Source organism: Microbacterium paraoxydans (assembly GCF_900105335.1).
GTDB classification, from domain to species: domain Bacteria; phylum Actinomycetota; class Actinomycetes; order Actinomycetales; family Microbacteriaceae; genus Microbacterium; species Microbacterium paraoxydans.
This window is the reverse complement of sequence record NZ_LT629770.1, coordinates 380,965-406,896: the sequence shown is the minus strand read 5'-3', so window position 1 is coordinate 406,896 and position 25,932 is coordinate 380,965. Positions and strand designations below refer to the sequence as shown.

Annotated in this window: 36 protein-coding genes and 4 tRNA genes; 15 read left to right on the top strand and 25 right to left on the bottom strand. The window is 65.0% G+C overall.

All coding sequences use genetic code 11. From position 1 onward, the window contains the following. Positions 1–6 precede the first annotated feature (6 nt). Positions 7–900 carry a sulfurtransferase gene (locus BLU02_RS02225; protein ID WP_060922078.1) on the bottom strand — a complete coding sequence of 298 codons (894 nt, stop codon included), beginning with the start codon at positions 898–900 and terminating at the stop codon, positions 7–9. A 144-nt stretch (positions 901–1,044) separates the two neighbouring features. Between BLU02_RS02225 and zapE the strand changes: the two genes are divergently transcribed. From zapE to BLU02_RS02205, 4 genes are all read left to right on the top strand, one after another. Further along, a complete protein-coding gene (gene zapE, locus BLU02_RS02220; protein ID WP_060922079.1) occupies positions 1,045–2,082 on the top strand; it encodes a cell division protein ZapE in 1,038 nt (345 codons plus the stop codon). A 134-nt stretch (positions 2,083–2,216) separates the two neighbouring features. After that, positions 2,217–3,455, top strand: a complete 1,239-nt coding sequence (locus BLU02_RS02215; protein ID WP_025103552.1) for an ammonium transporter — start codon at positions 2,217–2,219, stop codon at positions 3,453–3,455. Positions 3,456–3,474: 19 nt separating this feature from the next. Further along, positions 3,475–4,074 (top strand): type II toxin-antitoxin system PemK/MazF family toxin, encoded by a 600-nt coding sequence (locus tag BLU02_RS02210; RefSeq protein ID WP_082750041.1) that lies wholly within the window; start codon positions 3,475–3,477, stop codon positions 4,072–4,074. Between the two features lie 83 nt (positions 4,075–4,157). Next, positions 4,158–4,544: an SPW repeat domain-containing protein gene (locus BLU02_RS02205; RefSeq protein ID WP_060922080.1), complete on the top strand. Its 387-nt coding sequence runs from the start codon at positions 4,158–4,160 to the stop codon at positions 4,542–4,544. A 60-nt stretch (positions 4,545–4,604) separates the two neighbouring features. Here the strand turns inward: BLU02_RS02205 and BLU02_RS17370 are convergent, their stop codons facing one another. Together BLU02_RS17370 and BLU02_RS02200 are read right to left on the bottom strand one after the other, a co-directional pair. Then, a complete protein-coding gene (locus BLU02_RS17370) occupies positions 4,605–4,778 on the bottom strand; it encodes a hypothetical protein (protein ID WP_153244978.1) in 174 nt (57 codons plus the stop codon). A 110-nt stretch (positions 4,779–4,888) separates the two neighbouring features. Beyond that, positions 4,889–5,314: a GIY-YIG nuclease family protein gene (locus BLU02_RS02200; protein ID WP_060922081.1), complete on the bottom strand. Its 426-nt coding sequence runs from the start codon at positions 5,312–5,314 to the stop codon at positions 4,889–4,891. Between the two features lie 103 nt (positions 5,315–5,417). On the opposite strand from BLU02_RS02200, the gene BLU02_RS02195 reads away from it, so the two are divergent. Continuing rightward, positions 5,418–6,383: a TIGR03885 family FMN-dependent LLM class oxidoreductase gene (locus tag BLU02_RS02195; protein ID WP_060922082.1), complete on the top strand. Its 966-nt coding sequence runs from the start codon at positions 5,418–5,420 to the stop codon at positions 6,381–6,383. Continuing rightward, a complete protein-coding gene (locus BLU02_RS02190) occupies positions 6,380–8,044 on the top strand; it encodes an alpha-amylase family protein (RefSeq protein WP_060922083.1) in 1,665 nt (554 codons plus the stop codon). Before BLU02_RS02195 ends, BLU02_RS02190 begins: the two co-directional genes overlap by 4 nt. 53 nt (positions 8,045–8,097) lie before the next feature. On the opposite strand, the gene BLU02_RS02185 is transcribed toward BLU02_RS02190, so the two are convergent. Continuing rightward, positions 8,098–8,170 (bottom strand) — tRNA-Val (locus tag BLU02_RS02185). A gap of 150 nt (positions 8,171–8,320) precedes the next feature. Between BLU02_RS02185 and BLU02_RS02180 the strand changes: the two genes are divergently transcribed. From BLU02_RS02180 to BLU02_RS02165, 4 genes are all read left to right on the top strand, one after another. After that, a tRNA-Gly gene (locus tag BLU02_RS02180) sits at positions 8,321–8,393 on the top strand. 52 nt (positions 8,394–8,445) lie between these two features. Further along, positions 8,446–8,516: transfer RNA gene (locus tag BLU02_RS02175), tRNA-Cys, on the top strand. Between the two features lie 27 nt (positions 8,517–8,543). Continuing rightward, positions 8,544–8,618, top strand: a tRNA-Val gene (locus BLU02_RS02170). A 158-nt stretch (positions 8,619–8,776) separates the two neighbouring features. Further along, positions 8,777–9,649: a hypothetical protein gene (locus BLU02_RS02165; protein ID WP_157546978.1), complete on the top strand. Its 873-nt coding sequence runs from the start codon at positions 8,777–8,779 to the stop codon at positions 9,647–9,649. A gap of 43 nt (positions 9,650–9,692) precedes the next feature. Here BLU02_RS02165 and BLU02_RS02160 read toward each other — a convergent pair whose 3' ends face one another. Further along, complete coding sequence (locus BLU02_RS02160) at positions 9,693–10,193, bottom strand: hypothetical protein (protein ID WP_157546976.1); 501 nt, start codon at positions 10,191–10,193, stop codon at positions 9,693–9,695. A gap of 128 nt (positions 10,194–10,321) precedes the next feature. Here BLU02_RS02160 and BLU02_RS17705 point away from each other — a divergent pair, with 128 nt between their 5' ends. Then, complete coding sequence (locus tag BLU02_RS17705; RefSeq protein WP_157555061.1) at positions 10,322–10,726, top strand: hypothetical protein; 405 nt, start codon at positions 10,322–10,324, stop codon at positions 10,724–10,726. Between the two features lie 94 nt (positions 10,727–10,820). Here the strand turns inward: BLU02_RS17705 and BLU02_RS02150 are convergent, their stop codons facing one another. Beyond that, on the bottom strand, positions 10,821–11,168 hold the full coding sequence (locus BLU02_RS02150; RefSeq protein ID WP_060922087.1) for a DUF7882 family protein: 348 nt from the start codon (positions 11,166–11,168) through the stop codon (positions 10,821–10,823). A gap of 156 nt (positions 11,169–11,324) precedes the next feature. On the opposite strand from BLU02_RS02150, the gene BLU02_RS02145 reads away from it, so the two are divergent. Continuing rightward, the gene (locus BLU02_RS02145) at positions 11,325–11,600 is read left to right on the top strand and encodes a hypothetical protein (RefSeq protein WP_157546974.1); all 276 of its coding nucleotides are present in this window, start codon (positions 11,325–11,327) and stop codon (positions 11,598–11,600) included. Between the two features lie 110 nt (positions 11,601–11,710). Then, positions 11,711–12,043, top strand: coding sequence for a DUF7882 family protein (locus tag BLU02_RS02140; protein WP_060922089.1), 333 nt, complete (start codon positions 11,711–11,713; stop codon positions 12,041–12,043). Positions 12,044–12,163: 120 nt separating this feature from the next. Here BLU02_RS02140 and BLU02_RS02135 read toward each other — a convergent pair whose 3' ends face one another. From BLU02_RS02135 to BLU02_RS02080, 18 genes are all read right to left on the bottom strand, one after another. After that, positions 12,164–12,502: a hypothetical protein gene (locus BLU02_RS02135; protein WP_060922090.1), complete on the bottom strand. Its 339-nt coding sequence runs from the start codon at positions 12,500–12,502 to the stop codon at positions 12,164–12,166. A 341-nt stretch (positions 12,503–12,843) separates the two neighbouring features. Continuing rightward, the gene (locus tag BLU02_RS17365) at positions 12,844–12,993 is read right to left on the bottom strand and encodes a hypothetical protein (protein WP_157546972.1); all 150 of its coding nucleotides are present in this window, start codon (positions 12,991–12,993) and stop codon (positions 12,844–12,846) included. A gap of 5 nt (positions 12,994–12,998) precedes the next feature. Beyond that, positions 12,999–15,719, bottom strand: coding sequence for a phage tail tape measure protein (locus tag BLU02_RS02130; protein WP_060922091.1), 2,721 nt, complete (start codon positions 15,717–15,719; stop codon positions 12,999–13,001). Beyond that, positions 15,712–16,182, bottom strand: coding sequence for a hypothetical protein (locus tag BLU02_RS17360; protein ID WP_060922092.1), 471 nt, complete (start codon positions 16,180–16,182; stop codon positions 15,712–15,714). Before BLU02_RS17360 ends, BLU02_RS02130 begins: the two co-directional genes overlap by 8 nt. Before the next feature lie 9 nt (positions 16,183–16,191). Next, positions 16,192–16,683 (bottom strand): hypothetical protein, encoded by a 492-nt coding sequence (locus BLU02_RS02125; protein WP_060922093.1) that lies wholly within the window; start codon positions 16,681–16,683, stop codon positions 16,192–16,194. Positions 16,684–17,164: 481 nt separating this feature from the next. After that, positions 17,165–17,749, bottom strand: coding sequence for a hypothetical protein (locus BLU02_RS02115; RefSeq protein ID WP_060922094.1), 585 nt, complete (start codon positions 17,747–17,749; stop codon positions 17,165–17,167). Positions 17,750–17,762: 13 nt separating this feature from the next. Then, the gene (locus tag BLU02_RS02110; protein WP_060922095.1) at positions 17,763–18,389 is read right to left on the bottom strand and encodes a hypothetical protein; all 627 of its coding nucleotides are present in this window, start codon (positions 18,387–18,389) and stop codon (positions 17,763–17,765) included. Between the two features lie 14 nt (positions 18,390–18,403). Further along, the gene (locus BLU02_RS17355) at positions 18,404–18,577 is read right to left on the bottom strand and encodes a hypothetical protein (RefSeq protein WP_157546970.1); all 174 of its coding nucleotides are present in this window, start codon (positions 18,575–18,577) and stop codon (positions 18,404–18,406) included. Then, entirely contained in the window at positions 18,574–18,879 is a 306-nt protein-coding gene (locus BLU02_RS17350; RefSeq protein WP_157546968.1) for a hypothetical protein, read from the bottom strand. Before BLU02_RS17350 ends, BLU02_RS17355 begins: the two co-directional genes overlap by 4 nt. A gap of 121 nt (positions 18,880–19,000) precedes the next feature. Continuing rightward, entirely contained in the window at positions 19,001–20,038 is a 1,038-nt protein-coding gene (locus tag BLU02_RS02105) for an AAA family ATPase (RefSeq protein ID WP_197676696.1), read from the bottom strand. Then, positions 20,022–20,459, bottom strand: a complete 438-nt coding sequence (locus tag BLU02_RS17345; protein ID WP_157546966.1) for a hypothetical protein — start codon at positions 20,457–20,459, stop codon at positions 20,022–20,024. Before BLU02_RS17345 ends, BLU02_RS02105 begins: the two co-directional genes overlap by 17 nt. Before the next feature lie 41 nt (positions 20,460–20,500). Beyond that, positions 20,501–20,806 (bottom strand): hypothetical protein, encoded by a 306-nt coding sequence (locus BLU02_RS17340; RefSeq protein ID WP_157546964.1) that lies wholly within the window; start codon positions 20,804–20,806, stop codon positions 20,501–20,503. Further along, complete coding sequence (locus BLU02_RS02100) at positions 20,803–21,009, bottom strand: helix-turn-helix domain-containing protein (RefSeq protein ID WP_060922097.1); 207 nt, start codon at positions 21,007–21,009, stop codon at positions 20,803–20,805. Before BLU02_RS02100 ends, BLU02_RS17340 begins: the two co-directional genes overlap by 4 nt. A 135-nt stretch (positions 21,010–21,144) precedes the next feature. Further along, entirely contained in the window at positions 21,145–21,570 is a 426-nt protein-coding gene (locus BLU02_RS02095; protein ID WP_060922098.1) for a hypothetical protein, read from the bottom strand. A 64-nt stretch (positions 21,571–21,634) separates the two neighbouring features. Further along, positions 21,635–22,093 (bottom strand): helix-turn-helix domain-containing protein, encoded by a 459-nt coding sequence (locus BLU02_RS02090; protein WP_157546962.1) that lies wholly within the window; start codon positions 22,091–22,093, stop codon positions 21,635–21,637. Positions 22,094–22,160: 67 nt separating this feature from the next. Continuing rightward, positions 22,161–22,514, bottom strand: a complete 354-nt coding sequence (locus BLU02_RS17910) for a helix-turn-helix domain-containing protein (RefSeq protein WP_167627831.1) — start codon at positions 22,512–22,514, stop codon at positions 22,161–22,163. Next, complete coding sequence (locus BLU02_RS02085) at positions 22,514–22,888, bottom strand: hypothetical protein (protein ID WP_157546960.1); 375 nt, start codon at positions 22,886–22,888, stop codon at positions 22,514–22,516. Before BLU02_RS02085 ends, BLU02_RS17910 begins: the two co-directional genes overlap by 1 nt. 83 nt (positions 22,889–22,971) lie before the next feature. Then, the gene (locus BLU02_RS02080) at positions 22,972–24,135 is read right to left on the bottom strand and encodes a tyrosine-type recombinase/integrase (protein WP_060922101.1); all 1,164 of its coding nucleotides are present in this window, start codon (positions 24,133–24,135) and stop codon (positions 22,972–22,974) included. A 365-nt stretch (positions 24,136–24,500) separates the two neighbouring features. Here BLU02_RS02080 and BLU02_RS02075 point away from each other — a divergent pair, with 365 nt between their 5' ends. Both BLU02_RS02075 and BLU02_RS02070 read left to right on the top strand, forming a co-directional pair. Next, the gene (locus BLU02_RS02075; protein WP_231919620.1) at positions 24,501–24,821 is read left to right on the top strand and encodes a hypothetical protein; all 321 of its coding nucleotides are present in this window, start codon (positions 24,501–24,503) and stop codon (positions 24,819–24,821) included. Positions 24,822–24,992: 171 nt separating this feature from the next. Further along, entirely contained in the window at positions 24,993–25,322 is a 330-nt protein-coding gene (locus BLU02_RS02070) for a DUF7882 family protein (RefSeq protein ID WP_060922102.1), read from the top strand. A gap of 77 nt (positions 25,323–25,399) precedes the next feature. On the opposite strand, the gene BLU02_RS02065 is transcribed toward BLU02_RS02070, so the two are convergent. After that, on the bottom strand, positions 25,400–25,873 hold the full coding sequence (locus BLU02_RS02065) for a DUF4383 domain-containing protein (RefSeq protein ID WP_083370863.1): 474 nt from the start codon (positions 25,871–25,873) through the stop codon (positions 25,400–25,402). Between the last annotated feature and the right edge of the window lie 59 nt (positions 25,874–25,932).

Here is a 25,932-nt window from a genome sequence, read left to right as displayed (position 1 = left end):
CCCACCTCAGACGGTCCCGGGCTCTGTGCCCGTCACGATCGGGACGCGCACGGCGCTGCCCCACTCCGTCCACGAGCCGTCGTAGTTGCGGACATTCTCGAAGCCGAGGAGGTGCTTGAGCACGAACCAGGTGTGGCTCGAGCGCTCCCCGATGCGGCAGTAGGCCACGACGTCATCGCCGTCCTGCAGCCCCGCGCCGTCGCGGTAGATGGCGTCGAGCTCGGCACGGCTCTTGAAGCCGCCGTCCTCGGCGACGGCCTTCGCCCACGGCACGCTCTGCGCGGTGGGGATGTGGCCGGCCCGCAGCGTCCCCTCCTCCGGGTAGGCGGGAGCCGTGGTCCGCTCGCCGCTGTACTCCTCCGGCGAGCGCACGTCGATGAGCGGATTGCCGAGGTGGGCGAGCACGTCCTCCTTGTATGCGCGGATGACCGAGTCGTCGCGCTCCACCACCGGGTACTCCGTGGCAGGACGGTTCGTCGCCTCCCGGGTCAGCTCGCGGCCCTCCGCGATCCAGCGGTCACGACCGCCGTCGAGGAGGCGCACGTCCTCGTGGCCGAAGAGCGAGAACACCCACAGTGCGTAGGCGGCCCACCAGTTGTTCTTGTCGCCGTAGATCACGACCGTGTCGTCGCGGGCGATGCCCTTGCGGCTGAGCAGCTCGGCGAAGCCCTCACCGTCGACGTAGTCCCGCACCACCGGGTCGTTGAGCTCGGTGTGCCAGTCCACCTTCACCGCTCCGGGAATGTGGCCCGTCTCGTAGAGGAGGACGTCCTCGTCCGACTCGACGACCACGAGGCCGGGCTCTCCCAGGTGGGCGGCGAGCCACTCGGTCGTCACCAGGCGGCCGGGCTCGGCGTACTCGGCGAACTTGGGGGAGGAGGAGTCGAACTCGATGGCCATGGGGTCTCCGTAGCGGTGAGCGGGCGAGCGGGCGGTGCGGACGGCGTAGTGTGGATCCGTCCCTTCGACGATAGATCCTCCGCGCGCCCCCGGGACCCGATCCGTAAGACTTCGACACAGGCCGTTGCCTGATTCAGGACCGTGATGACCGACCCGACCACCCGCACCGGAACCGTCCACCTCACCGAGCGCACACCGACGGTCAGCGGACCCGAGATGCTCGCGAGCCTCGTGCCGCCGCCGCAGTTCGACGACGCCACGTTCGACAGCTATCGGGCGGACCCCGCCTACCCGTCACAGGAGGAGGCGAAGCAGACGCTGCTCCGCTTCGCAGGACGCGGTGCTCCCGTCAAGCGCGGCGGTCTGTTCAGCCGGGCCAAGAAGGAGCCGGAGCTCAAGCCCGGCGTCTACCTCGACGGCGGCTTCGGCGTGGGCAAGACCCATCTGCTCGCCTCGATCTACCACGCGATGCCGGCTCGACGGAAGTACTTCGGCTCGTTCATCGAGTACACCGCCCTGGTGGGTGCCCTCGGCTACAAGAACACCGTCGACCTCCTCAAGGGCGCCGATCTGCTCTGCATCGACGAGTTCGAGCTCGACGACCCGGGCGACACCATGGTCATGACGCGCCTGCTGGGGGAGCTCGTGCCCACCGGCACCCGGCTCGCGGCCACGTCCAACACGCCGCCGAACGCGCTCGGCGAGGGGCGCTTCGCCGCGCAGGACTTCCTCCGCGAGATCCACGCGATGTCGGACAGCTTCCAGACCCTGCGCATCGACGGCGTCGACTTCCGGCAGCGCGCGATCGACGGTCACGCCGTGGCGCTGGACGATGCCGCCTACAGCGCCGCCGTAGACGCCGCCGCGGCGGACGGCGCCGTCTCTGACGACACGTTCGACGACCTCATCCGGCACTTGGCGCAGGTGCACCCCTCGCGCTACATCCGGCTCATCGACGGCCTGCACCGGGTGGGGCTGCGGGGCGTGCGCCAGCTCACCGACCAGTCCGAGGCCCTGCGGTTCGTCGCCTTCGTCGACCGCGTCTACGACGCCCAGATCCCGATCCTCGCGACGGGCCTCGGGCTCGACGCCGTGTTCTCCGACGAGATGCTGGCCGGCGGCTACCGCAAGAAGTACCTGCGCGCCATCTCCCGGCTCAACGCGCTCACGCATTCTGCGTAAGCCCGCAGGCCCGCGTAACGCGATGTTCACACCCGGAGCCGGGCTGTAACCGCGGGGAAACAAACCTCACGCATGGGCGAAATCGCCCGTGGTCACACTGAAGCTCTCAACTACTTCGGATGTGAGGTTTTCCTATGGATGCTCCCGGCAACATCTCGTGGGCGATCACCGCGACGGCACTGGTGCTGCTCATGACGCCCGGCGTCGCGTTCTTCTACGGCGGTCTCGTCAAGGCGAAGAGCGTCGTCAGCATGATGATGATGAGCTTCGGCTCGATCGGACTCGTCGCCGTGCTGTGGATTCTCTTCGGCTTCTCGATGAGCGCCGTGGACAGCCCGACGGCTTTCGCGGGCAACCCGTTCGCGGACATCGGCCTGTCCAGCCTCGCCTCGGGTGAGGGATCGAACGTCGCCCTCCTCAGCGTCGCGTACGGCGCCACCTTCGCGATCATCACCGTCGCCCTCATCTCCGGGGCGATCGCCGATCGGGCGAAGTTCGGCAGCTGGCTGATCTTCGCGGGCGTCTTCGCCACGGTCGGCTACTTCCCGGTCGCCGCCTGGGTCTGGGGCGGTGGCTGGATCATGAACCTCGGCACCACCCTGTTCGGCGAGGACAGCGGCATCGGCGTGATCGACTACGCCGGCGGCACCGCTGTGCACATCAACGCGGGCGCCGCGGCGCTGGCCCTCGCCCTGGTGCTGGGCAAGCGCATCGGCTTCCAGAAGGGCATCCTCAAGCCGCACAACGTGCCGCTGACGCTGCTGGGCGCCGCCCTGCTGTGGTTCGGCTGGTTCGGCTTCAACGCCGGCGCGGAGTGGCTTGCCGAGGACATGGGCGGCGTCGGCCTCATCGGCCTGAACACCCTGGGCGCGACAGCGGCCGCGATCCTCGGCTGGATCCTCATCGAGCGCATCAAGGACGGCAAGCCCACCTCCGTCGGCGCCGCGTCCGGCGCGGTGGCGGGTCTCGTGGCGATCACCCCGGCGTGCGCCAACCTCACCCCCGGGTGGTCCCTCCTGCTCGGCGCGGTCGCCGGCATCGTCTGTGCCCTCGCCGTGGAGCTGAAGTTCCGCCTCGGCTTCGACGACTCGCTCGACGTGGTCGGTATCCACCTCGTCGGCGGTCTCATCGGGACCGTGTACCTCGGCTTCTTCGCCACCGGCACCGGCCTCTTCGTCGGTGGTGACGCGCGCCAGCTCGCCGTCCAGGTGATCGCCGCCGCCGGCGTGCTGATCTACTCCTTCGTGGTCGCCTGGGTGATCGGCTTCGTGATCCAGAAGACGATCGGGTTCCGCATCACGAATGAGGACGAGATCGCCGGTGTCGACCAGGTCGTCCACGGCGAGGAGGGCTACGCTCTCGCGAACGCGTGACGACGGTTAGGGTGACCGTGTGGGCACGACCAGCAACGGCATCCTGAAGACACTCGCGGATCTCCTGCGCCGAGCAGTGGGCTCCCCCCGGGCGTCGCGGACCTCTCCCGGTCCGCGGCGCCCGGACGCGCGTCTGCGGACGGCAGAGGAGCGGGAGCGGCGGTCCGCGACGGGCTCGGATGCCGGCATCGAGCCGGGACGCACCCGCGGCACCGAGACCGTGCGGCTCGACGCCGGGCGCATGCCGGCCGTCCGCGTGTCGTACGCGCCGCAGCGGGACGGGGCCCCGGATGCGGGCGAGGTCGTCTGGACCTGGGTGCCGTACGAGGAGAACGACGGCCGAGGCAAGGACCGGCCTGTGCTGGTGATCGGACGGCAGTCGTCCGAGCGGGTGTACGCGGTGCGGATGACCAGCAGGCCGCACGACGGCGACCGTGACTACCTCTCGATCGGGAGCGGGGAGTGGGACGGGCAGGGCCGCGAGTCCTGGGTCGACATCGAACAGCTCTACAGCGTCCACGAGCGTGGTCTGCGCCGGGAGGCGGCGGCCCTGGACCGTACCCGGTACGCCCGGGTCGCCGCGGCGCTCCAACGGCGATACGGGTGGGCACAGAGCTGAGGCGGACGCCGCGTTCCCATCCGATGGGGGCAGGGCTCCGAACCTTCCTGTGAGTCGCCGCCGGCGGCACCCAAGGAGGAATCATGCGTTTCATCCCGACCAAGGTCCATGGAGTTCTCGACTACGTCGTCGGAATCGCCCTGATCGCCGCGCCCTGGCTCTTCGGCTTCGCCGGCATGGGCGGAGCCCCCGTCGTCATCCCGATCGTCCTCGGCATCGGCCTCATCGTCTACAGCCTCTTCACGAAGTACGAGTGGGGTCCGTTCGGGCTGATCCCCATGCCCGTGCACCTCGTCTTCGACATCGTCGCAAGCCTCTTCCTCGCCCTGTCGCCGTGGCTGTTCGGCTTCGCGGACGAGGCGCTGAACGTCTGGCTCCCGCACGTCGTCGTCGGTGCCGCCGTCATCGTCGTCGTGCTGTTCTCCCAGCCCCAGCCGCAGAGCACGCGCGGACGCGCGGCGACCGCCTGACGCCGGACACGACGAGGGGCGACCGGATGCCGATCCGGTCGCCCCTCGTCGTCGCGAGGATTACTCCTCGTCGTCGGCCTCGGCCTGATGCTCCTGCTGCTGCTCGGTGTCGACCTGGGCCGGAGGCAGGTCCTGGAGGAACTGGCGGTCGCTGTTCGGGTCGCCGCTCCCGTCGCCGGCGAGCGGATCCTGCGCGCTGACGTCGTCGGCGGGGATGTTCTCTCGTCCGTTCATGTCTGTCCTCTCACGCGGGGCGCCGGGTGCGCCCGTTCATGGGCGAGTCTGCCTGCCGTCCGCGAAGGTCGGGATCCCCTGGTGCGATCGGACGCGTGGTGATAGGCGGCTCAGCCCCGGAGAGCGGCGCTGATCCAGCGGGCGTACTGGTGCCAGGGGTCGCCGCCCTGCTGCAAGCGGGCGATGTGAGCGCGGATCTCGGGCGTCAGAGTGAACCACTCGCCGCCTTCGCGGGCGGAGGCGAACTCGCGATGCCGCTGCTGTTCGCGCACCCGGTCGCCCTGTTCGAAGGCGAGGAGCTCGTCATGACGGATGCTCGCGAGGCGGCGCCGTGGCTGCCTGCTCGTGCCGATCTTCACCCTGCGGTCGTAACGGAGGTAGTACACGACGTCGATCCGCGGGAACGGCAGGTCGGGGTCGGGGGAGTCCCCGTAGCGCCAGTCGCAGAGCGCGCAGTGCCACGCATCGTCCGTCCGCAGCCCGGCGAGACCGCCGCACAGCGGGCAGGGTCCGGGGAGAAGGCGGGGTTTCGGCACCGGAGCAGCGTACGTCGTCCCTCGGACATCGCTGCCACTTGGCAGCAGCCGGCGCTCCTGTCAACCACTGCCGCGGAGCGTCGTCCCTTGCCAGACTCGGCCTATGGTCTTCATCGGATTCCACGCCTCCCATGAGCAGATCCGCCCCAGCGCCTTGCTCGACGCGGTCGTCAGCGCGGAGTGGGCCGGCTTCGACGGGGCGATGTGCTCCGACCACCTGGCCCCGTGGCTGCCCGAGCAGGGGGAGTCGGGATTCGCGTTCAGCTGGATCGCCGCGGCGCTGGCCCGCACCCGCTTCCCGATCGGCATGGTCAACGCGCCGGGACAGCGGTACCACCCCGCGATCGTCGCGCAGGCCTTCGGAACGCTGGAGGAGATGTTCCCCGGACGGTTCTGGGCCGCGCTCGGCAGCGGGGAAGCCATGAACGAGCACGTGACGGGCGACATCTGGCCGGCCAAGGACGTCCGGAACGCGCGGTTGGGCGAGAGCGTGGACGTGATCCGGCGGCTGCTGGCCGGAGAGGAGGTCGACCACGACGGTCTCGTGCGCGTGCACCGCGCCCGGGTCTGGACCCGGCCGGCGCAGCCGCCACCCCTCTTCGCCACCGCGGTCAGCCCCGAGACCGCGGAGTGGGCGGCCGGGTGGGCGGACGGGCTCGCGACCGTCGCCCAGGAGCCGTCCGCGCTTCGGAGGGTGGTCGAGGCCTACCGTTCAGCCGGAGGACAGGGGCCGTGCATCCTGCAGACGCACGTGAGCTGGGGCGCCGACGATGCCGAGGCGTACACGGTCGCGAAGGAGCAGTGGCGGCAGGGGATCGTCACGCCGCCGCTGGCGTGGAACATCGAACAGCCGGAGGACTTCGATGCTGCCGTCGGCGAGGTCGACGAGACAGCCCTGCGACGAGCGGTCCTCGTCGATCATGACGCCCGTTCCCTCGCGGGACGACTGGCGGAGCTCGTGGGCATCGGCTTCGACCGGATCTACCTGCACCACGTCGGTCGGGAGCAGACCGGATTCCTGAAGGCGGCCGCCGCCGAGATCCTGCCCGCCCTGAGGGAGCGCACATGAAGATCACCGACACGAGCGACCTCTGGTGGAAGACGGCCGTCGTCTACTGCCTCGACGTGGAGACCTTCCTGGACGCGGACGGCGACGGCGTCGGCGACCTCCGCGGCCTCGCGCAGCGGATCGACTACCTCTCGCAGCTGGGTGTGACGTGCCTGTGGCTCATGCCGTTCTATCCCTCGCCCGACCTCGACGACGGCTACGACGTCAGCGACTTCTACGGCGTGGACCCTCGTCTGGGCACCCACGGCGACCTCGTGGAGGTGATCCGCACGGCCCGCGACCGCGGTATCCGGGTGATCGTCGACCTCGTCGTCAACCACACCTCCGACCGCCACCCGTGGTTCCGCGCGGCGCTCCGGAGTGTCGACTCGCCGTATCGCGACTACTACGTGTGGCGCGACGACGCGCCGCCGAAGGGCCAGAAGAACACGGTGTTCCCCGGGCAGGCCGACGGGATCTGGACGAAGGACGAGAAGTCGGGGCAGTGGTACCAGCACAGCTTCTACGAGCACCAGCCCGACCTCAACATCGCCAATCCCGTGGTCAGGGATGAGATCGCGAAGGTGATCGGATTCTGGCTGCAGCTGGGCATCTCGGGTTTCCGGGTGGACGCCGTGCCGTTCCTCCTCGAGGTCCCGAAGACGGCCGACCTCCCCGACCCGCACGAGCTGCTGCGGGACATGCGACGCTTCCTCCAGCGTCGGTCCAGCGAGGCGATCCTGCTCGGCGAGGTCAATCTCCCGTACGAGGAGCAGCGGGCGTACTTCGGGGGCGCGGACGGCGATGAGCTGACCATGCAGTTCGACTTCGTGGCGATGCAGGCGCTCTATCTGTCGCTCGCCCGCCGCGATCCCGCGCCGCTCGTCGAGGCGCTCACGGCCCGCCCGGTTCTCGGGCCGGAGGTGCAGTGGGCGAACTTCCTCCGGAACCACGACGAGCTCACCCTCGACAAGCTGAGCGACGCCGAGCGCCAGGAGGTCTTCGAGGCCTTCGCCCCGGACGAGCGGCAGCGGGTGTTCGGGCGCGGGATCACCCGACGGCTGCCGCCGATGCTGGAAGGCGATCCCCGGAGGATCCGGATGGCCTACAGCCTTCTCTTCACCCTCCCCGGGACGCCGGTGCTGTTCTACGGCGAGGAGATCGGGATGGGCGAGAACATCGCCATCGAGGGGCGGCAGGCCGTACGCACCCCGATGCAGTGGTCGGCGGATCGCAATGGCGGCTTCTCCGACGCCCGCCCCTCGCGTCTGGTGGCGCCGCTTCCCGCGGACGGCTATGCCCCGGCGCACGTGAACGCCGCCGCGCAGCTCGAGGGCAGGGGATCGTTGCTGCACTTCGTCCGCGACCTGATCGCGCGCTACCGGGTGTCGCCCGAGCTCGGGTGGGGCACGTTCGGCGTCATCGACCAGCCGCAGGAGGCGCTGCTGGTGCACTCCCTGGAGGCGGATGTGGGACGCACGATCGCCGTCCACAACTTCGCGGAACGGCCGGCGACGACGCGGTTCCGGCTGGGGGAGGAGCCCGCGGGCACGACCCTGGTCGACCTCCTCGACGCGCGGCGCGTGCCCCTCGACGAGGACGGCGGGGTGGAGCTGGAGCTTCCTGCCTACGGCTACCGGTGGCTGCGGGTCTCGCGCCCGGGGGACGGCAGGGTCCTGTGACGATCCGAAAACGCCGAAGGCCCCGGGTGACCGGGGCCTTCGGAGGGATTCTGTGGGCGATACCGGACTCGAACCGATGACCTCTTCCGTGTGAAGGAAGCGCGCTACCAACTGCGCCAATCGCCCATACCCGCGGGGTACGTCAACCGATACTACCCGACCCGCGAGCGCCTCGATGACTAGTCTGGAGACACGCGCGAGATTCGCCACGGGTTTGGCGGAGCGCGGATCATCGGCTAATGTTTCATAAGTGCCCGGGACAACCGGGAACGAAATGCGGATGTAGCGCAGTTGGTAGCGCACAACCTTGCCAAGGTTGGGGTCGCGAGTTCGAGTCTCGTCATCCGCTCGAGTGCAGTAGATCTTCTCGAAGATCGGCGGCACGTGGGGTCAATCCACACGGTGGCGTGGCCGAGCGGCTAGGCACCGGCCTGCAAAGCCGTTTACACGGGTTCGAATCCCGTCGCCACCTCACGGGAAAACTGAATAGCCCCAACGGGCGCGATTGGCGCAGCGGTAGCGCGCTTCCCTGACACGGAAGAGGTCACTGGTTCGATCCCAGTATCGCGCACCACGAAACCCCCGGTTTTCCGGGGGTTTTTTGTTGCCCTGGCACCCGCGGGCAACATCTGGGCAACATGATCCGGCAATAGTGCGGCTCGAAAACTTCTTGGTTACAACTGTGTCTCGACGGCGGAGACACACGATGCTCCGCCTAGACAGGGGCAGACCATGAAGAACGAAACACCGACTGTTGCTCACGGTCCGAGCGGAGAGACAGCCGAGTACGTGTTCGTGACGCCAGAGCTCGCCGTGAGCTGGCTCGCGCTGAACATCGACAACAACCGCAACGTACGCAAGAGCCGCATCAACGGCTACGTGCGCGACATCCAGAGCGACCGCTGGGTCATCACTGGGGAAGCGATCAAGTTTAACGCCTCAGGGCGGCTGGTGGACGGCCAGAACCGGTGTCAGGCGATCGTCGCAGCGGGCAAGGGGGCATGGGTGCTCGTGGTGCGGGGGATCAGCGAGGATGCCCTCATCGTGCTGGACTCTGGTTCGTCGCGGAACGCGGGGGACATGCTCGTCATCACGGGCCTTGCAGATCGAGCGGATGCGAAGGATGTGGGGGCGATTGCTCGTCTCTACTCCGCCTATCAGGCCGGCGATGTGAAGCACGCAGCATCCAACCTGGGCGGCAGTACCGGCATCACCAAGTCGGAGCTCGCAGAGGCCGTGCTCGCAATCCCTGACATCGAGTTCGCTGCCCGCCACGCACGCGGCATGTATCGCTACCTACGTCTGCCCGTCAGTGCCCTCGGGGTCGCGTTCCTCGAGTTCTCCAAGCTCGACGTCGACGACACAGCCGAGTTCTTCAACCGCATCCGAGACGGTATCCAGAACGGCCCAGGCGATCCCTTCCTCACGCTCTCGCGGCGGGTTTCCAACGACCTGCAAGCGGGTGCCTCACGGCGTATCGTTCCGGGGCAGGCGCTCTTCTACCTGTTCCGTACGTGGAACGCCTTCCGAGAGGGAGAGCAGCTCGTGAAGCTGCAGATCGGTTCGCCGCAGGCTGGTTTCACACCGATTCCGGTGCCGAAGTGACGACCTGTGCGGGGTGGGTCCGCGTCACCTCATTGAGTCTCGATTACAGAAGATCGTCGCGAAAGCTCTGCACAGCCGAGATGAAGGTCTCTTCGCTCCTGGTCTTGAACGTCGCTGAGAACTCCGGATACACGGCTTCGACAACGTGGGTGCCGACGTGGACCCCGTAGCCAGGCAGGCTAAGCGCGGGGGGAGTATGGACACGGATGGATGTCAAAGTTGCTCGAGGAACGAACGTGACTGAAAGCGCCGCGCTATCCGAATCGCGAGAGCCCTGAGCGACAAGGTTGGATGTCCATAGCGTGGCGACCAGAGCGCCGTCGAGGTACGACCAGGAAGCAAAGTCAACTGGATCGTCACCAACCACGGCAAGGATCGACGAAAAAAGGACATGTGCCGCCCCCATCTCCGACGTCCCGGGTTCCGGCCAGATGTCGAGATCAGACCAAGCATTGTCAGTCGCGATCATCGCGGAGTTGAGACGCTGAGCAGCACGCGAGTAGTCCATCGGTAAAGCGTAGCGATAGGCTGCACGTTCATCCATGGCGGGTGTGTCGTCTTAGCCACGTCTCGGGAAAGCAAGTGATCCCTCCTCCGCGGGGAGGCGGAGAAGGGATCGGAGCCAGTATGCCGGTCTGACCGGGGGAGTGCAATCACCGCTGCCTGGCCCGGGTGCTGATGTCGTTCATGCGGCGTAGGCTCGAGGAGTCTCGGCCGGAGGAAGGACATCTGGTCGTGGTTTCTCGAGGTCTCTCTGCGCCCGTGAAGTTGAGTGTTGAGTTGGATGCGATCTGTTCGCGCAACAGGTACACGACAGATCCGGCGCCCGTTCTGGATGAACTCAGGTCTACGGCCGGCGAACGGGTAGACGTGCTCGCGGAGGCGGTAGGCACGTGGGTTGGGTACTTCGAGGGCGAGTACACGGTAACCCTCTGCGCGGCCCTGAGGACACTCCCCGGGCTGGAACCGTGGATTGCGTTGGGGCAGCATCGCCGGTCGCTCCCAGCCCCATCCACGCCGGCCGTTCTCGGTCACGGTCAGGCTGCGGCGCTGCCGCTCTACATCAGCGTCGAGTGAGAAGAGATGATCCCCTCCCCGCGGAGGGCGGGAAGGGGATCAACCGAGCGAGCTGCGCCGCAAGATGGGCGCGCGCTCCCCTCCCCGGTGCCGCCTATTCTGCCCCTAGGTCGGCCAGGGCGGAAGCATCGATTTCCACGGGGGTGTCAACGACCTCGTCCACGAGGGTGATACCGCCGGAGGAGCTGGCTTCCATCATGAGCGTCTGAACCCACTTCGCGTTGAGCTGCGGGTTCTCCGGTGTCTCGAACGTGAAACGCAGGGGGATGGACGGGTGAAGCCAGATCGTGGACCGACCGGGGGCATCGCCCTCTGGGTGCTTCCAGGAAAGGGTGAAGCTCTCGTTGCGGCGCAGCTTGGTCGCGATCGCGACCTTGAGGTGCGCGAGAGCTCGGTCTTCGATGTGGATCTCGCTGCTGTCGCCGTACTGGATCGTTCCCATGGGTTCACTCTACGGGTCGACGGTCTACGCATGTCGGTCTCACACATGAGGCAGATGCGCAATGCCCCATGACGCGGGGCGAGTCGTGCGTAGTCTGAGCGGAGCACACGCGTGCGTGTCCCGATGAGCCGGCTACAAACGATGCACAAGATTGTCATGACCCCCACTACACGAATCAGCATCGACCGAGAGACGTTCATCCTGGCGGAGGACTGCGACGTCGGTGATCTGATGGGCCGCATCGAGTCGGCCTCGCACGGGGAGTCCGGGTTCGTGACTTTCGCTTCGCGGTTCGAGACGCTGAGCGTGCTTGTCACCCGTTATACGCGAGTCGTGGTCAGCGTCGAACACTCTGTCGGGGAGGCGCCTGGTTCTGAGACCGGTGCCGCTCAAGACTGGTACGACGACTATCCGGGAGACAACTGGGTCTGATCTCGCCGTTATCTCTTGCCGTTCTGCGGGGGGAGGTAGACGAAAGTGGGGTGTCCGTCCGTGCTGTTAGGTGGGATTGTGGGTATCACCACGAGCGATAGGAACCCGTGATGGGCAAGTTCATATATGACGGCGGACCGAAGACTGAGATCGAGGACCGTGCGCTCACGCATATCCAGCTCGTCATGACGGCGAAGCTCCGACGTGGTGAGCCGTTTGCGTTCACGTGGAAGGACGATTCGAGCATCGGGGGTGGTCGCACGACGGTGTGGGTCCACGCTGGTTCGTCTCTTGTTTTCAAGTATGCGGGGAGCCGTCAGCCTGCTATCAACCGCGCATGGGTTGATGCTCTCGCCTACACGGCCAACGCGCCCACCGGCCTGTACCTTGTGCCCGAGCCCGCCAACACGGGAGCGGTTGAGCACTTGCCGGGTGTCGTCTAAGGACTTCATTCACTCCGGTGCTCTTTCGGGGTTACGTTGCTGGCGCTTGCTGAGGCGCAAGCCCGAATTATTGCGACGATGGACCTGCGTATCCAGACCCTCGAGGGCCGCCGTCAGTGATTACTCGGCTTGCATTTTGCGCCTCTTGTGCGCGTCGTATGCCACCCCAGCGAGGACTATCGCGGCCATGCCTAGCACCGTCAGCACGACGAACAGGACGATCCCGCTGATGGACGGACCGACTGCGTCTTCGGCTGGACCGACCGCCTCGACCATGGTGTCGATGATCGATACGATCGCGGCGACGAGTGAAAGGACCGCTAGGGTCCATTGCGCAGCTTCGAGCATTGTTCCTGCGGGCAGGATTTCCTTGCTGAGCAGGAGGTGAGTCACCATCGCGCCGATCGCAAGGAATGAAGCGAGGGCGCCCATATAGGTCATGAAGAAGCTGAGATCCATGCGCGCAACCGTAGTGGTTACGATCGGCGCCTCGGGGGCCCCTGAAAGGCGGGTTGCCCCATTTCGCTGGGCCAGGAGGATTTAGACTTCAACCCTCGGTCACTGGGGTCGGGCAAACTGAAGAAATGGGAAGTCATGAGTCGACAGTCGGAACTCGCGTTCGAGGCGGAGCGCGCGATGGACGAAGAGATGGGATACGAGGAGCACGAACAGCTCGCTGACGAACCGTGCTGACGCATCTCGCAACCAGGTAACACCCCCACCCGACACTAGTTGGGTGGGGGTGTTCAGCTTCCACGGTTAGCCAACGCGCGAACCGCGAGACGTGACCGGCACGGCCGCTACTCGCCGATCCACGCGAACAACTTGTCGACTGGTGGGCGTAGTGCGCGTCCGCGACCGGACTGCAGGTAGTAGTTCCACATGATCCACGCGATCTCACGGTCGCGATAGTGCGTGAGGAACCGATTGAGGAGCGCTGGGTCGGTCATCGCCACTAGTTCCTCCATCCGTTCTCAAGCGTGACGCGGTTAGCGGTCGAGGCTCGATGGATACGTCCGTCCACGATTTGAGCGAGCCCGTCCCCACCGATCTCCAACCTTCCCGAAATCGCCAAGCCATCAAGGGAGATGGCCTGAGCCGCTGCTGATTGGACGACGACAGGTGCCTGCGAAGCAACCCAGTAGGGCTGCTGCTCGGACACACTGGGTCCAGCAGTAAGGGTCGCCCTCCACTCCTCGATCACGGAGTGCCCGCCCGCCGCATCGACCTCATCAGCAGGGATGACATGCTCACCAGGCGCGAGCATCCGGAGCTCAGAGTCCTTGCCCTTCGGACCACGGCCATGAACCGGACCACCAGACGACATACCTGGCGTCTTGAGTACCGTGCCCACGCCGACCGTCGAGACCGGGATGTTGAAGTGCGTACGAACCGCCTCATTCAACCGACCCAGAATCCCATTCAAGCTCGCGTGCGCCTGAGACGTGTTAGCCAGAACCTTGATCTGCCGCTCCGTTGGAATCGCATAGATCTTGTCCGCCAGAGCTTCCGCCTGACTCCTCGTGGCACCCATCTGGATAGCCGAGTTGATCAAAGCCTCCCGGCCTGCGCGCATGCGATCCGTGTAACCCTTAGTCGATCCATCTAGCTCGAACTGCGCACCCGCCGCCGCCTGCGCATCAGATGCAAGCCCGACAAGCATGTCCATGTTCGCCCGACCGGCCTCAGTCGAGATATCCAGGCCACGCGAACCATCAGCAATCGCCTGATTCACCGCTGCAAGCGTCTCCTGATACCGAACATTCGAGGTCACTGCATCCTGACCAACACCGTTCGCGGCGTTGATCGTGTCGATCAACTGAGTCAACTGGCTCTCGAGCGCTTCCACCGCGTCGACCTGCGCAAGGTACGTATCCGCAGCACTCTCAGACTGGGCCTGTGACGTCGAAGTTGCCTCCGCCTCCTGCCCCTTCAACCGGATGGCTTCATCGATTGCACCGTTCTGCTTCTGAATCCCGCCGATCATCGCCTCGAGCGCAGCACGGGTCTCGTACGCGTTCATCCCGGTCTCCTCCTGGATACGGTTGAACGCCTCCTGGTCGCCGTTCAGAGCGTCGTAATAGGTGCTGAGCTCGTCTACCGCATCCGCGTTCTTCAACGCCGCATCCGTGACCACATCGGCCCCCACGCCCAGCTTCTCCGCCGCGTCAAAGGCAGACTGCCAGTTGAACGTCAGCAGCTCGCCGCCCTTCTGCAACTCGTCGATCGCGGTGGAGCGTGCAGCATCGGACAGCTTGTTCGTGCCGTCCTCGATCGAGTCCGCGTACGCCTGAGCTCGCGCCTGCGCCTTCTGATGCTGGGAGGCAAGCTCACCCACGATGAGGAACAACCCACCGAGAGCGAGACCCGCGGCGCCGGCCGTCAGACCAATGCCCTTCATCGTCCAGGTAGAAGCCTCCACCGTCGCCTTGAATTCCAACCACTTCGGAACAGCCAAGAAAGCCGCCCCGCCCGTAAGGGCCACAGCAGCCGCAGCCCCACCCAGAGCCATCACCGACGCCTGTACCGGCTCCGGCAGGTCGTTGTACATGCCGATCAGGCCGGTAAGCGCCTGCACCATCGTCCGCAGAGTGTCATTCGCGGTCGACCCTGTATCGATCAGAGCGGTCTCAAAAGCGCCCCCGAGGGCTTCCACGTCGCCCTTGAGGTTGTCGAGCCGCATAGCCGCCGTGGAGGCCGCGTAGCCCTGGTCGTTGACCTCATCAGTCCACTTCTCGATGCCCTCGGCGCCCTGCTGGTACAGGACCGTCGCGGCACGCACAGCGTCAGCACCGAAGATCGTCTTGAGAGTCGCGTTCTGCTGCTCCGTCGACAACCCCGACAGGCCCTCCTTGAGCCGGCCCGCGTACTCCGACAGGCCAACGAAGTTCCCCTGAGCGTCGTACGCCTGCAAGTTGTACTTCTCCATCAGAGTTGCCGCCTGCGCAGACGTCGGATTCAGCGCCTGCAACATCGTCTTGAACGACGTACCAGCGTCAGAACCGAGAAGACCGGCCGAAGCGAACGCGGCCAGGCCCGCGGTCGTCTCCTCAATCGAGAGACCCGTCTGCTTCGCGACAAGCGCCGACTGGTTCAACGCCTGCGACAGATCAGAGACGTCGCCCATCGCCTTGCCGGCGCCCGCGGCCAAAAGGTCCGCAACATGCGACATGTCCGAACCCTCAAGCTTGAACTGCTGCAACGAAGTCGCCGCGATGCCAGCGGCGGTCGCAACATCCAAACCACCGGCAGCCGCCAGATCCAGAGCACCCGCCAGGCCTCCGCCGAGGATGTCCTTCGTCGACACACCCGCCTTCGCAAGCTCCTCGATCGCCTGAGCCGACTCCGTAGCCGAGAACACCGTCGACTCGCCGGCATCCAAGGCCGCCTGCCGCAACAGATCCATGTTCGCCGCGGTCTCATGCGTCGCCGCCTGCACATTCGACATCTGAGCATCGAAATCCATCGACGCCTTCACCGCGACCGCCAGACCAGCAGACAACACCGCCCCCATCGCCACCCCAGCAGCCCCAAGCTGATTGAACGCCTGCTTCTTCTGCGCCAGCTTCTCCGCCTCAGTGCCCACCGTCGCGGTCGCATTCGCCGCGTCGAGCATCTTCTTCTCAAAGTCCGAAACCACCGCAGAAAGACGGACCTTCACCACCCGCTCAGGCATCAGCGGCCTCCTCCTTCTTGCGGGCCAACAGCGCCTCACGCCGCTGCTGCGGCTCCCACACATTCAGGCCCCACACCGCCATCCGGAACTCCTTCTGATCCTCCGGCGGCATCTGCGGGTACAGCTCCGGCCACACATACACCGCCTGCTTCTCCCGCACGCGGAACAAGTCATCAACCTCGCCATCAATGACGAGCGTCACCCCCGGATAGTTCCGTGCCACGGCATCGAGGTTGAACCACAACGGCATATCCACCGCCACACCCGGGCGAGGCGCAAACCGGTCAGCGAGCTCACTGAACTCACTCGGATGCATGAACGGCACCCGGAACGTCGCCGGCCTATCACCGAACACCGTCTCAACCTCAACCGGCCCAACCTTCTCGTAATACGCCTCAGCCTCAGCCACCAGCTCCTCAGCCATACGCTTCTGCTTCTCAATCAGCGTCTTGATATCAGTCATCGCTTCTCCTCAAACCGCGTACGGGTCGTTACCGAACAAGTCGTTGACGAACTCGCGCATCTCGCGATCCGCCCGGTTGTTGTACTTCTGGACCGTGCCGCCCTCTCGCCGCGCCACATTCCCCATCGGCTTTGTCGAACGCGCCAACCGTTCGGCCTGCAACACCAACGTCGCCTCATCAGTAGCCGTCAACAGCACATCCCTGTCCTCGTCAGAAACCCCGAAACGAGCAGCAACGGACACGCGCAACGACTCAAGCCGCGCATCCGCAACCTCCTTCTCCATCTCGGCGATCCTCCGAGTCAGAACATCAGCCCGTTCAGCCGACGCCTTCACCTCGTCGTAGTCCGCCGGCTTAAGACCGGGTTCAGCGTCACGCAAAGCGCGCGTCACCTCCCGGTCGATCTGCTTCTGAGTCAGCTTCCGAGGCGCAATCCGCGACGCCACATCCGCTGGAGTCGGCACCTCAGCCGGCTCACTCTGAATCTGTTCACTAGTCACCTGAATCTCCTTCACTAATCGAGCGCACCGCTACGCCGAATGATCGGCGCATAGTCTCGAGCTCGCTTCTTGCTGTTGCATTCGTGGGTGATGCGCTGCCTTCTTGTTGGCCAGCGCATCGGAACCCCCCTTCGCGATGGGGACGAGGTGGTCCACGACGAAGCACTTGGGGTCCGGATACTTGAGCGAATAGTCGATCGGCATCCCGCAGATGTGACATGCGGGCTTCGACTTCGCGATTCTTGCTCGATGCCTCTTTCGAAGTGCATCGCTACGTCCGTTCTGCGCCATCAGCCCTCCGAAAGCGTCGAGATAGAGATCCTCACCACCCAGGTCGCGCTCGGGATCCTTGGAAAAAAAATGCCGGGGAGAGCGGATCCCAAGCCCCGGAGACGAACCCAGGGGAGGCTGAGGGGGGAGGATGGGGTGGGTGCGCGAGAGGGCTCCACGCGTGTGCGTAGAGCCCTCTTCGTTCGCGTGTTTACATGTATGCGACGGCGCGGTTGAAGCTGTTCTCGTGTAGTGCGTTGAGCTTCTGGATGTCGCCGACGAGCTGCGCGACGGTTGGGTTCTCGTTGGCGAAGGCGCGGCGTGCGTCATCCCATCGCTCCTCGACTGCTCGACGGAAGACTGCGTGCGCGAGTGTCCTGTCGTTGGTTCGAAGCGCTCGGGCCATGACGGTTGCTGCCTTCTCGGGGCTCGTGATGTTCTCGGCTCGGTCCTGCGCGTCACGGAAAGCCATGATGTTGTCGCTTGTATAGCCGACGTATCCGTCCAGTCGCCGTTCGATCTCGCTGATCTTGTTCTTGATGATCTCTTTCTCGGTCGCGATGGCGGTCTTGCGCTGTGCGGCACGGTCGCTCTCGAGGGCGTCGATGCGTTCCTTCTTGCCCTGATCGCTGAGCCCGGGGTCGTTGTTGATGCTCTGTACGGCCCGGCTGTGTTCCTTGGCTGAGGCCTTGCTCGAGTCGCGAAGTTCCTTGATGCGGGTGGCAACTTCGACGAGGTGCTCGCTGTCGGACTCTCGAATAGTGACGCCTTCGCCGTCGCGCAGTGTGATGTTCATGGTTCTCCTTTGATTAGGCGTTGTCGCCGGCTGCGATCTTCTGGATGGAGGCGTCGTTGATGCCACCGCTCACCTCTTTGGGTGGGGTGATGGAGTAGGCGGCGCCGTATCCGTTGAACCCGCCGTTCTCCTGCTGCTCGGTCCATCGATCGATGTTCGTGAGGTCCTCGAGGCGCTCGCGCTGTTCGGGGTAGTCCGTTTTGTATGCGGCGACGACATCGACCCATCCGAACTCGAGGGCCCGGGTCAGGATGGCGGTCGCCAGCGTTTCGTCGTCGCTGTGACGGGCGTTGATGACGAGGGCGAGGGCGTGGTCGCCATCCATGGCGCCGAGTCGCAGAGCGCGATCCTGCGCGTCACGGTAGGCGATGACACCTTCGGGGCCCATCTCCCGTTTGCCGAAAACACCTCGGTGGACTTCGTCTCGCTGCTTCGCGGTGAACGCGCGTTCCTCGTCGAGGATGGCGTCGAGCTGTTTCTTGGCGTGGAGGTAGTGCCGTGCGATCTCCTGCCGCTTGGCTACGGGAGTAATGCGCTTGTCGGCGCGGGTCTTCTCGAGCGCGGTGTTGAGGGTGTCCTTGATGGTTTGTGCTCGTTCGCGGTAGACGTCGATCTGGTTCTCGAGTTCGGTGAGTGCCATGGTTTCTCCTTTGGTCAGTTGTTGTCGTGGTCGGGGCAGTGGTTGCGCCACCGTCCGTTTGAGAGAGTTGATGCCCATCCGTCGTTGTGGGCTTCGGCGATGAGTTCGTAGTGTGCGAGTCGTTCGGTGCTGGCGTAGACGGCGTCGCATCCGGTTTCGTCGCAGAGGACTGCTGCTCGGATGGTCACTGGGTTTCCTTTGGGGCGTAGAGGCCGGGTGCGACCTTTTGCATGTCCGCGGGTGTGTACAGTCCTGGTTCGGTCTTGTTGAGGCCGGCTGGGTCTCTGAGGCCGGTTGTGGGTGTGTCCTCGTTTGTATTCATTGGTTTCTCCTTCCGAATCGCGGTCGTCCGGTCGCGTGTCGGCTGTCGATGCCCGGAAGCCTCGAGCTGGCGGTAGTACTGAGAGAGTTCACGAGCGAAAGCAATGGGGTCGTCCCACGCCTTGCTCAGTGCTCGAAAGTTGAGTGGCTTCGGGGCTGCTGCGCCCATCAGTTGCTCCTCTCGTTGAGCCACGGACATGTGGCGTCGTGTTGGATCTGCAGGATGGTGACGCCGGGGGAGACCTCGATTACGCGTGAGGTCGCTAGGCAGTCGGGGCAGAGTCGTTTCATCACAGCTCCCCATCTGTGTCCGAAGTGTCCGTGTGTCCGATTGGGAGTTCGTTTGATTCGGACACACGGACACTTCGGACAGGTCCGTAGAGGCCGCGGGACAGTCGCTCGGCTCTTCCCGCCTCCACAGCCCGCCTCAGATACCTGCCCACGTCGTCAGGATCGACGTGAGTGATGGTTGCGATGTCCTTGGGTTTCACTCCGTCTGGGAAGCGCGCTAGGGCTTCGATGATCTCGCCCATGCGGTCACCTACACCGGTGGTTGCTCGTGCGGTCTGTGCAGCTTCAGCCGCGTCCTTGAGGCTTCCGCCGCTGAGCACCCACGTTCCGACTCCCTCGAGGGAGATCCGGTACTCGCCCTCCGCAGCGTCGCGTGATGTGACTCGCAGAGTGGCGTCCTTTGAAAGGCGTTCACGGGAGAGGACGACGATGGTGTCAGCCGAGCCGGCAAGCCCCTGTGTTCCGGAGACAGCGTCGAGGAAGTCAACGCTGTCGGCCTTGCGCGTGTGGTGAACGACGACGATCGCGGCGCCTGGTGCCGAGTCCGCGATGGCTTTGAGCATGCCGCCCACTCGGTAGTCGCGCTCGTACGAGGACTCTCCACTTACCGCGGGGGGCATCGCCTTGCCGAGCGTGTCCAGAATCACGACCGGTTCGTGGCCGCTCCACTGGTCCACGAACGCCTGCAGCGTTTCGAAGATGTCGTTGCGGCCGATCTTCGTAATGAAGGTCAACGTGTCGGCGATCTGTTCCGGTACCAGCGCCCTGATCCGAGACTGCAACCGTCTGGGGCCATCCTCGAGTGCTGCGTAGAGCACGGGCCGCGCCTTCCCAGTCGGGATGCATCCGAGTGCCGGCGTGCCGGAGGAAACGGCCAGGCCCAGGCCGAGAACCAGCCAAGACTTGCCGAACTTCGGCGGCGCAACGAGCAGGCAGAACCCCTCGGGGATCACGCCGTCGACGACATATCGAACGGGCGGGAAGTACTGGTCCATCAGCCAGTCGGCGGTGAAGGAGTTGTCAAGCAGCGTGGTCACGGGCGGCCCCCTGGTCTTCAGTTGTTGCGAGTGTTACGGGCTGGCGGACGGTGTCGAGATTGGCGAGGTAGATGCGCCAGGTTTCGTCGAGAATGTCGTCCACGTCCGGACGATTGGCTAGTTCTGCCGCGTCGTCCAGACGCTGCAACAGATAGTCCTTGCGTTCCTCATCGCCGAATGCCCGGAGCCATAGACGATCTGCTTCGAGTCGGGCAGCACGGAGTTCGCCCTGCATTTGACTGCGCCCGTCCATCACGCCGAGGTTGTATAGCGAAAAGAGGGGAGCAGGCAGGGCCGCGAGTGACAGTTCGTCGTTCGCCAGCGCCGTAACCCACGCGTCGATAGTTGTCGAAGCTGTTTCGCTGATTCGACGCGCGGTGAAGCGATCCGGGGTAGAACGGAGTGCATATCCAGCCGCCACAGCAGGATTCCCGAGAGGCCCGTTCGCGGGGCTTTCGCCATTCAACGGGCGCTTCTTTCTCGGTCGACGTTCTGAGCTGCCCTTGCACCGGTCGGGTCAGCAACGCCGGTTGCGGTGTAGAGCTCGAATCCGGCCCAACTCAGCTTCTCGAGCGAACGCGCTACATACGTATTGATAACGCCGCGCACATTGCCGTTGGCGCGGTGCATGGCTCGAATGAGCTTGCTCATCTTCGCGGGGGGATACGCAACACTGTTGGCTTCGAAGACGCGCGCTGCGTAGCGGATGAGTTCTTCGACCGTTTCGTGCTTCCCGGTCGTTGCGGTTGATTCAGGGTGCTGGTTCATGCCGCGTCACCCCCGAGGTACTGGAGTGGGCGACCGGCCGCTTCGATGCTGGCCAAGTTGACCCTGATGAGTCGTGGGCCGAAGCGTTTGGCTTCGATCTCGCCCCGGGTGATCATTCGGCGAATGGTGTCAGGGGAGACCTTGAACTCGTTGGCGCCGTCGTCGATCGTTCCCCAGCGTGGCGCGAGTGCGTCGGTGGGCATAAAAATACCTCCAGGCAGAGTAATTAACCCTCTGCTTGGAGGCCGCTTGCACAAGGGTGGAGCCTGACCGTAAAGGTGGGTTCTCCTTGCCCCGTGCACTCTAATTCTAGTACGGCTCCTGCGACTGTGTGCGCGTTACTGCGTAATTGACTTGCTATGGATCAGGTGGATCAGGGGTAGTTCGTGGATCCTTAGCTGTGCGAGGGTGGTAAAGCTCGCATACAGGGTCGAAGGCTTAGCCACGACCCGGCGCAACCCGCATATCGGACAGCCCAAGTTCCAACGCACGCGAAACCCCGGGCGGTAGAAGATCTCTGGGTCATGACCCTCAATCCGTATCCACTCATCACCGTCGAGCCACTGTGCAACGTCCTGGGGGACATCAATAGCGTGGGGGAGTGATGGGGAGTAGTAGTGCCCGGTGAAGACGGTCCAGATGATTGATCCCTCGTATTCATCGGGATAGAAAGACGCGATCGGCGCCCTGTCATGTTCGCCCGCGCTCGTTCCGTCGCAGTATACGGAGACGTACGGCGTTTCGGGCCGGGAGTAAAGCGTCATTCGAGCTCCTTGCTTCGCTTACTACCTAAGCAGGCGCGCGGGACATTCCGGCGCGCCTGCTCTGTCACGGAATGATCTTGTCGGACTCCATCACCGGCTTGAGAATGAACGGGTCGCGGATTGGGTAGCGGCGGCCGATCGTGTACGCGAGGTCGTGGAGTGCCCACATGAGTGCTAGTTGCTTGCGGTTGGAGGTCCAGAATCGGTTGTCATCTCGGAACATGTTCTGGTCGATGGCAAGCACGATGAAGTCAGGGTCGTCGCAACCAACCCAGAGAGACGCTGCGATGCGACGCCCCACGGCTTGTGTCTGCTCGTCCTCGTCGGGTTCGACCGCGTCTGTCGTAGGACAGGACTTGGCGCGTTGTTCCGCTTCATTGAAAACCCAGGAGACGTCTAGGCCGAGTGCCCCACACATGCGGACCACTTGGTCAACCGGGATGGAGGGCCCCGTTGGTCTCAACCGAACGCTCACTTGCGCTTGAGACATCCCGGCGGCGGAGGCGAGGTCTTTCTGAAGCATGTGCTTCTCCCGCATCGCCTCCCGGATGACGGCGACGATGTGATCATCAACTCGGGAACGCGGTCTCCTAGTAGGCATCAGTTATGTCCTCTCGCCACCCGCGCTCGACGCGCCGGACCATAGCCGCGAACTTTCCAGCCTGCGTCTGGTTCCACGCATACTGCGGCCAACGCCTCGAGAGCGTCTTGTTGCAGCAGCCTATGGATCGTGCAGCCTCGCTAATAGAGGCCCCGTCTTCGAGGAGTCGTAGCGCCGCCGCCAGCTTCTGTTGGGGCAAGGGAGTGGTCGGTGGACAGTGGGTCTTGCCTGTTGAGTGGCGCCACCGGACGACTGTTCGGCTGGATACGCCGCAGATCTCGGCGATGGCTCGAGCCGACAGCCCTTCTTGTTCGAGAGTGTGGAACTGCTCATGCACGGCCATCAGACGTCCCGATCTGCGAGCTCTGCGGTGACGCTGTGGGGTCGCGTGAGGCGCGTTGAGAGGGCTTTGGCGAACCGCTCGTACTCGGCAGCTGCCTTGGTGAATACCTCGGCGACGTTCTCGAACGTGTTGGTGGCTTCGCCGGGCTCGATCCAGATCTCTCCGCCGTCGAACACGCACTCGATCCGTGGCCGTCCGTTCATAACTTCCAGCAGGAATGTCTCGCTCACATCCCCGGCCACGATGGTCAGGTGCTTCTCGTGGGCGTTGGCAGCGTGCTCGATGATGTCCGGGTCGGTGTGGTCGAGTTCGCACCAGCGGTACACGGGGCACTGGGCGGTGTCCGTAATTGCGGATACAGTTGCATTGGTCATTGCGACTCCAGTTGTTTGACCTTGCCCTCGTCGAGTTGCCGCTCGACGGGGGCTCTTCGTATGGCGACGGGCGTCGCCACGACTTATGCGAGTTCGCTCATTCGCCTCGCGAGTTCTTCGTCCCTGCCCGCAGTGTGCTGGTAGCGCATCGCGGCCGCCACGGTGGAGTGCCCCAGGCGCGCCTGTAGTTCCTTGAGCGTGGCGCCTGCGAGGGCGGCTCTAGTCGCTCCGTAGTGCCGCAGTGCGTGCCAGGGCATGTCACCTCTGCCGGCTGCTTTGCGGGCGGGGTCCCAGTGCTTGTAGAAGGCTGACTGGGCGAGGTGTCCGCTGCCGTCCGCGGAGGGGAAGAGGAGGCTGTCGGCAGACCGTCCAACGTGTTCTTCCAAGTGGGACTCGAGGATCTCGTTGACATGTGGTGGCAGGACGATGGTTCGCACGCCGGCTTCAGATTTGGTTCGCCCGACCACGAACCCTTGGCCGGGGACGTGGGCAACCGCACGCGACACGTTGACGACGATCGAGCCGGCTCCCTCGTCTGCGTCGAGTAGCTCGATGTCACGCCGCCTAAGCTCCGTGAGTTCGCCGTAGCGCAGGCCGGCCCACGCGGCGAGGATGACAGCGGCTCGGAACTTTGGTGTGATCGCGTCCACGATGGTTTGCAGTTCGGAGGCTGTAGGTGGCTCGACTTTCTTCCCCGTCGAGGCAGAGGCAGCGCCGCGGATCTGACACGGGTTCGTCTTGATGCGGCCGTCGGAAACCGCAGTGCTGAGGATCGCTTTGAGGAGCTCGTACGCTCGCGCGGCCTGAGTCTTCGTCCCGGACGCAATGATCGAGGAGTACCAGGCGCGCACCTGGTCGGGGGTGATCGCGGAAAGGCGGGAACCTGCGAAGGGGGAGAGGGCGCCCGTTAGGAGCCGGCGGTACTCGGCTGCTGTCCGTGGGCGCAGGTGTTCGCCATTCCGATTGGTGCGGGTAGCAACCCAATCCTCGGCGTACTCAGCAAATGTAGTGCCGCGGCCCTTGCCCGCCTGCTCTGCGCGCACCGTTTCGAACTCGGACCATGTTCCGTCGAGTATCCGTGCCTGCTGAACGGCTAACCACCCGCGCGCGTCGGTGATCCCGTCGAACGTCTGCGGTGCGTTGTGACGCCGACCGTCCGGGCCGACGTAGGACGCCTGATAGCGGCCAGACGAGCGCTGCCTGATGGCGCCGAAGGACTCGCGCCTCTTTCGTTTTGTGGTGGCCATGCGGTCCTCCCTGGGCAACAATGGGCAATATCTTGTGCGTGCCTGTGCGTCTTCGTGCGTCCCAGTGACCTTAACACGGCTCGGCCAGATTCGCACTATGTCGCGGATAGACCGCGAGAGGACGCGCATCTGCCCAGTGTCACGCATACTGTTTCGATCCCAGTATCGCGCACCACCTGAAACCCCCGGTTCTGCCGGGGGTTTTTTCTTGCCCGCGCGCGACGTCGCAGATCTGCGCGAGGTCGCAGCCTCACGGCAGAGCCCTGCGACCTCGGCGCGAATTTCCGAGTCGGCGCCGCCGGGATCGAGTTCGAAGATGTGTTCGAATATCGGTATCCTGGAAGAGGCCGGAGGAAGGAGCCGGTGTGGGGAACTCGGGTCGCGCGCTCTCCGCGTACAACGACATGCGGTCGCAGCATCAGGCCATCGAGGCCGCCGCACGCCGCGGCCCCCTGCAGTCCCTGTCCGATCGCGAGCTCGCCTTGCGCGAATCCGCCATCACCGTCTATCCGCACGCGCTCCAGCGGCGGGTGCGGGCGTGGGTGCGGTTCGGCCCGGAGGCGATCCGCGTGGAGGCCAAGGTCGTCCGCTCCACTCCGCTTGCGGCGGGCATCGAGTTCCGTGCCGGCGAGCGCACCTACCGCTGCTGGGTCTGGGGGAACGCCGTGCAGCCGGTGGAGGCATAACCGGGGAGTGGACACCGCTCGCACGAACTGTTCGTTTCCTGTCCGCACAACGCTGTCTTCGTCCTTCCGGGGGCGGTGCCGGTGACAGGGTGGACGGACATCACCACCCGCGATCGACGATCGCACCTCCGTGGGACGAGATCTCGTGGCGATCATCTCAGGAGGGCGAACATGGGCAGATTCATCTACGAAGGAAGCACCAAGGTCGAGGTCGAGGACCGCGCGCTGCGGCATCTGCAGCTGGTGATGACCGCGAAGCTGCGGCGGGGCGAGCCCTTCCCGTACACCTGGAAGGAGGACGCCAGCATCGGGGGCGGACGGATCACCGTCTGGCTCCACGCCGGGAGCTCCATGGTGTTCAAGTACGTCGGCAGCCGCCAGCCGGAGATCAACCGCGCCTGGGTCGACGCGCTGGCGTACACGGCGAACTCGCCCGGTGGTCTGTATCTCGTGCCGGAGCCCGCCGGGAGCGCCGTCACCGGCAACCTCGACGGGGCGTAGGGCACGGGACGGCGACAGACGGGACGCCCCCTCCGCGAGGCGAGGAGGAGGCGTCCCGTCTGGGGGTGCACCGAGCGTCAGACGCGCGCGGTGCCGGCGCCGTTCCGCGTGACGCGCGGCTCTCGACTGACGAAGATGCCCAGCAGCACCATGCCGATCGCGAGACCGAGGTGGAGCCAGTTGTCGGCGTTGTTCACCGGCAGGAAGTTCAGCTGCTCGTTGCCGACCGCGATGAGGCCGTACAGCCAGACGACGAGGTACGCGAGCCCGCCGATGATGAGGTAGAGGCGGGAGGCGCGCGGCGAGGCGGCGAGCGCGATGCCCGCGACGGCGAACAGCAGGTGCACGACGTTGTGCAGGACCGAGACCTGGAAGAGGCCGAGGAGCAGGGCCTCCGATGCTGCTCCGGCACCGTGCAGGTGTTCGGCCGAGTGGGTCAGGCCCGGGATGAAGCCGGCGATGCCGACGATGAGGAAGACGATGCCGACGATCAGCGCCGTCTTCTGGATCGGTGTCTCGGCGTAGCGGGTGGTGCGGGTGGTGTCGCTCATGATCCCCTCCAAGGTGGGTGCGGTTGCCCGAAGGTAGAACCCCGGGGTACGGGCTGAGA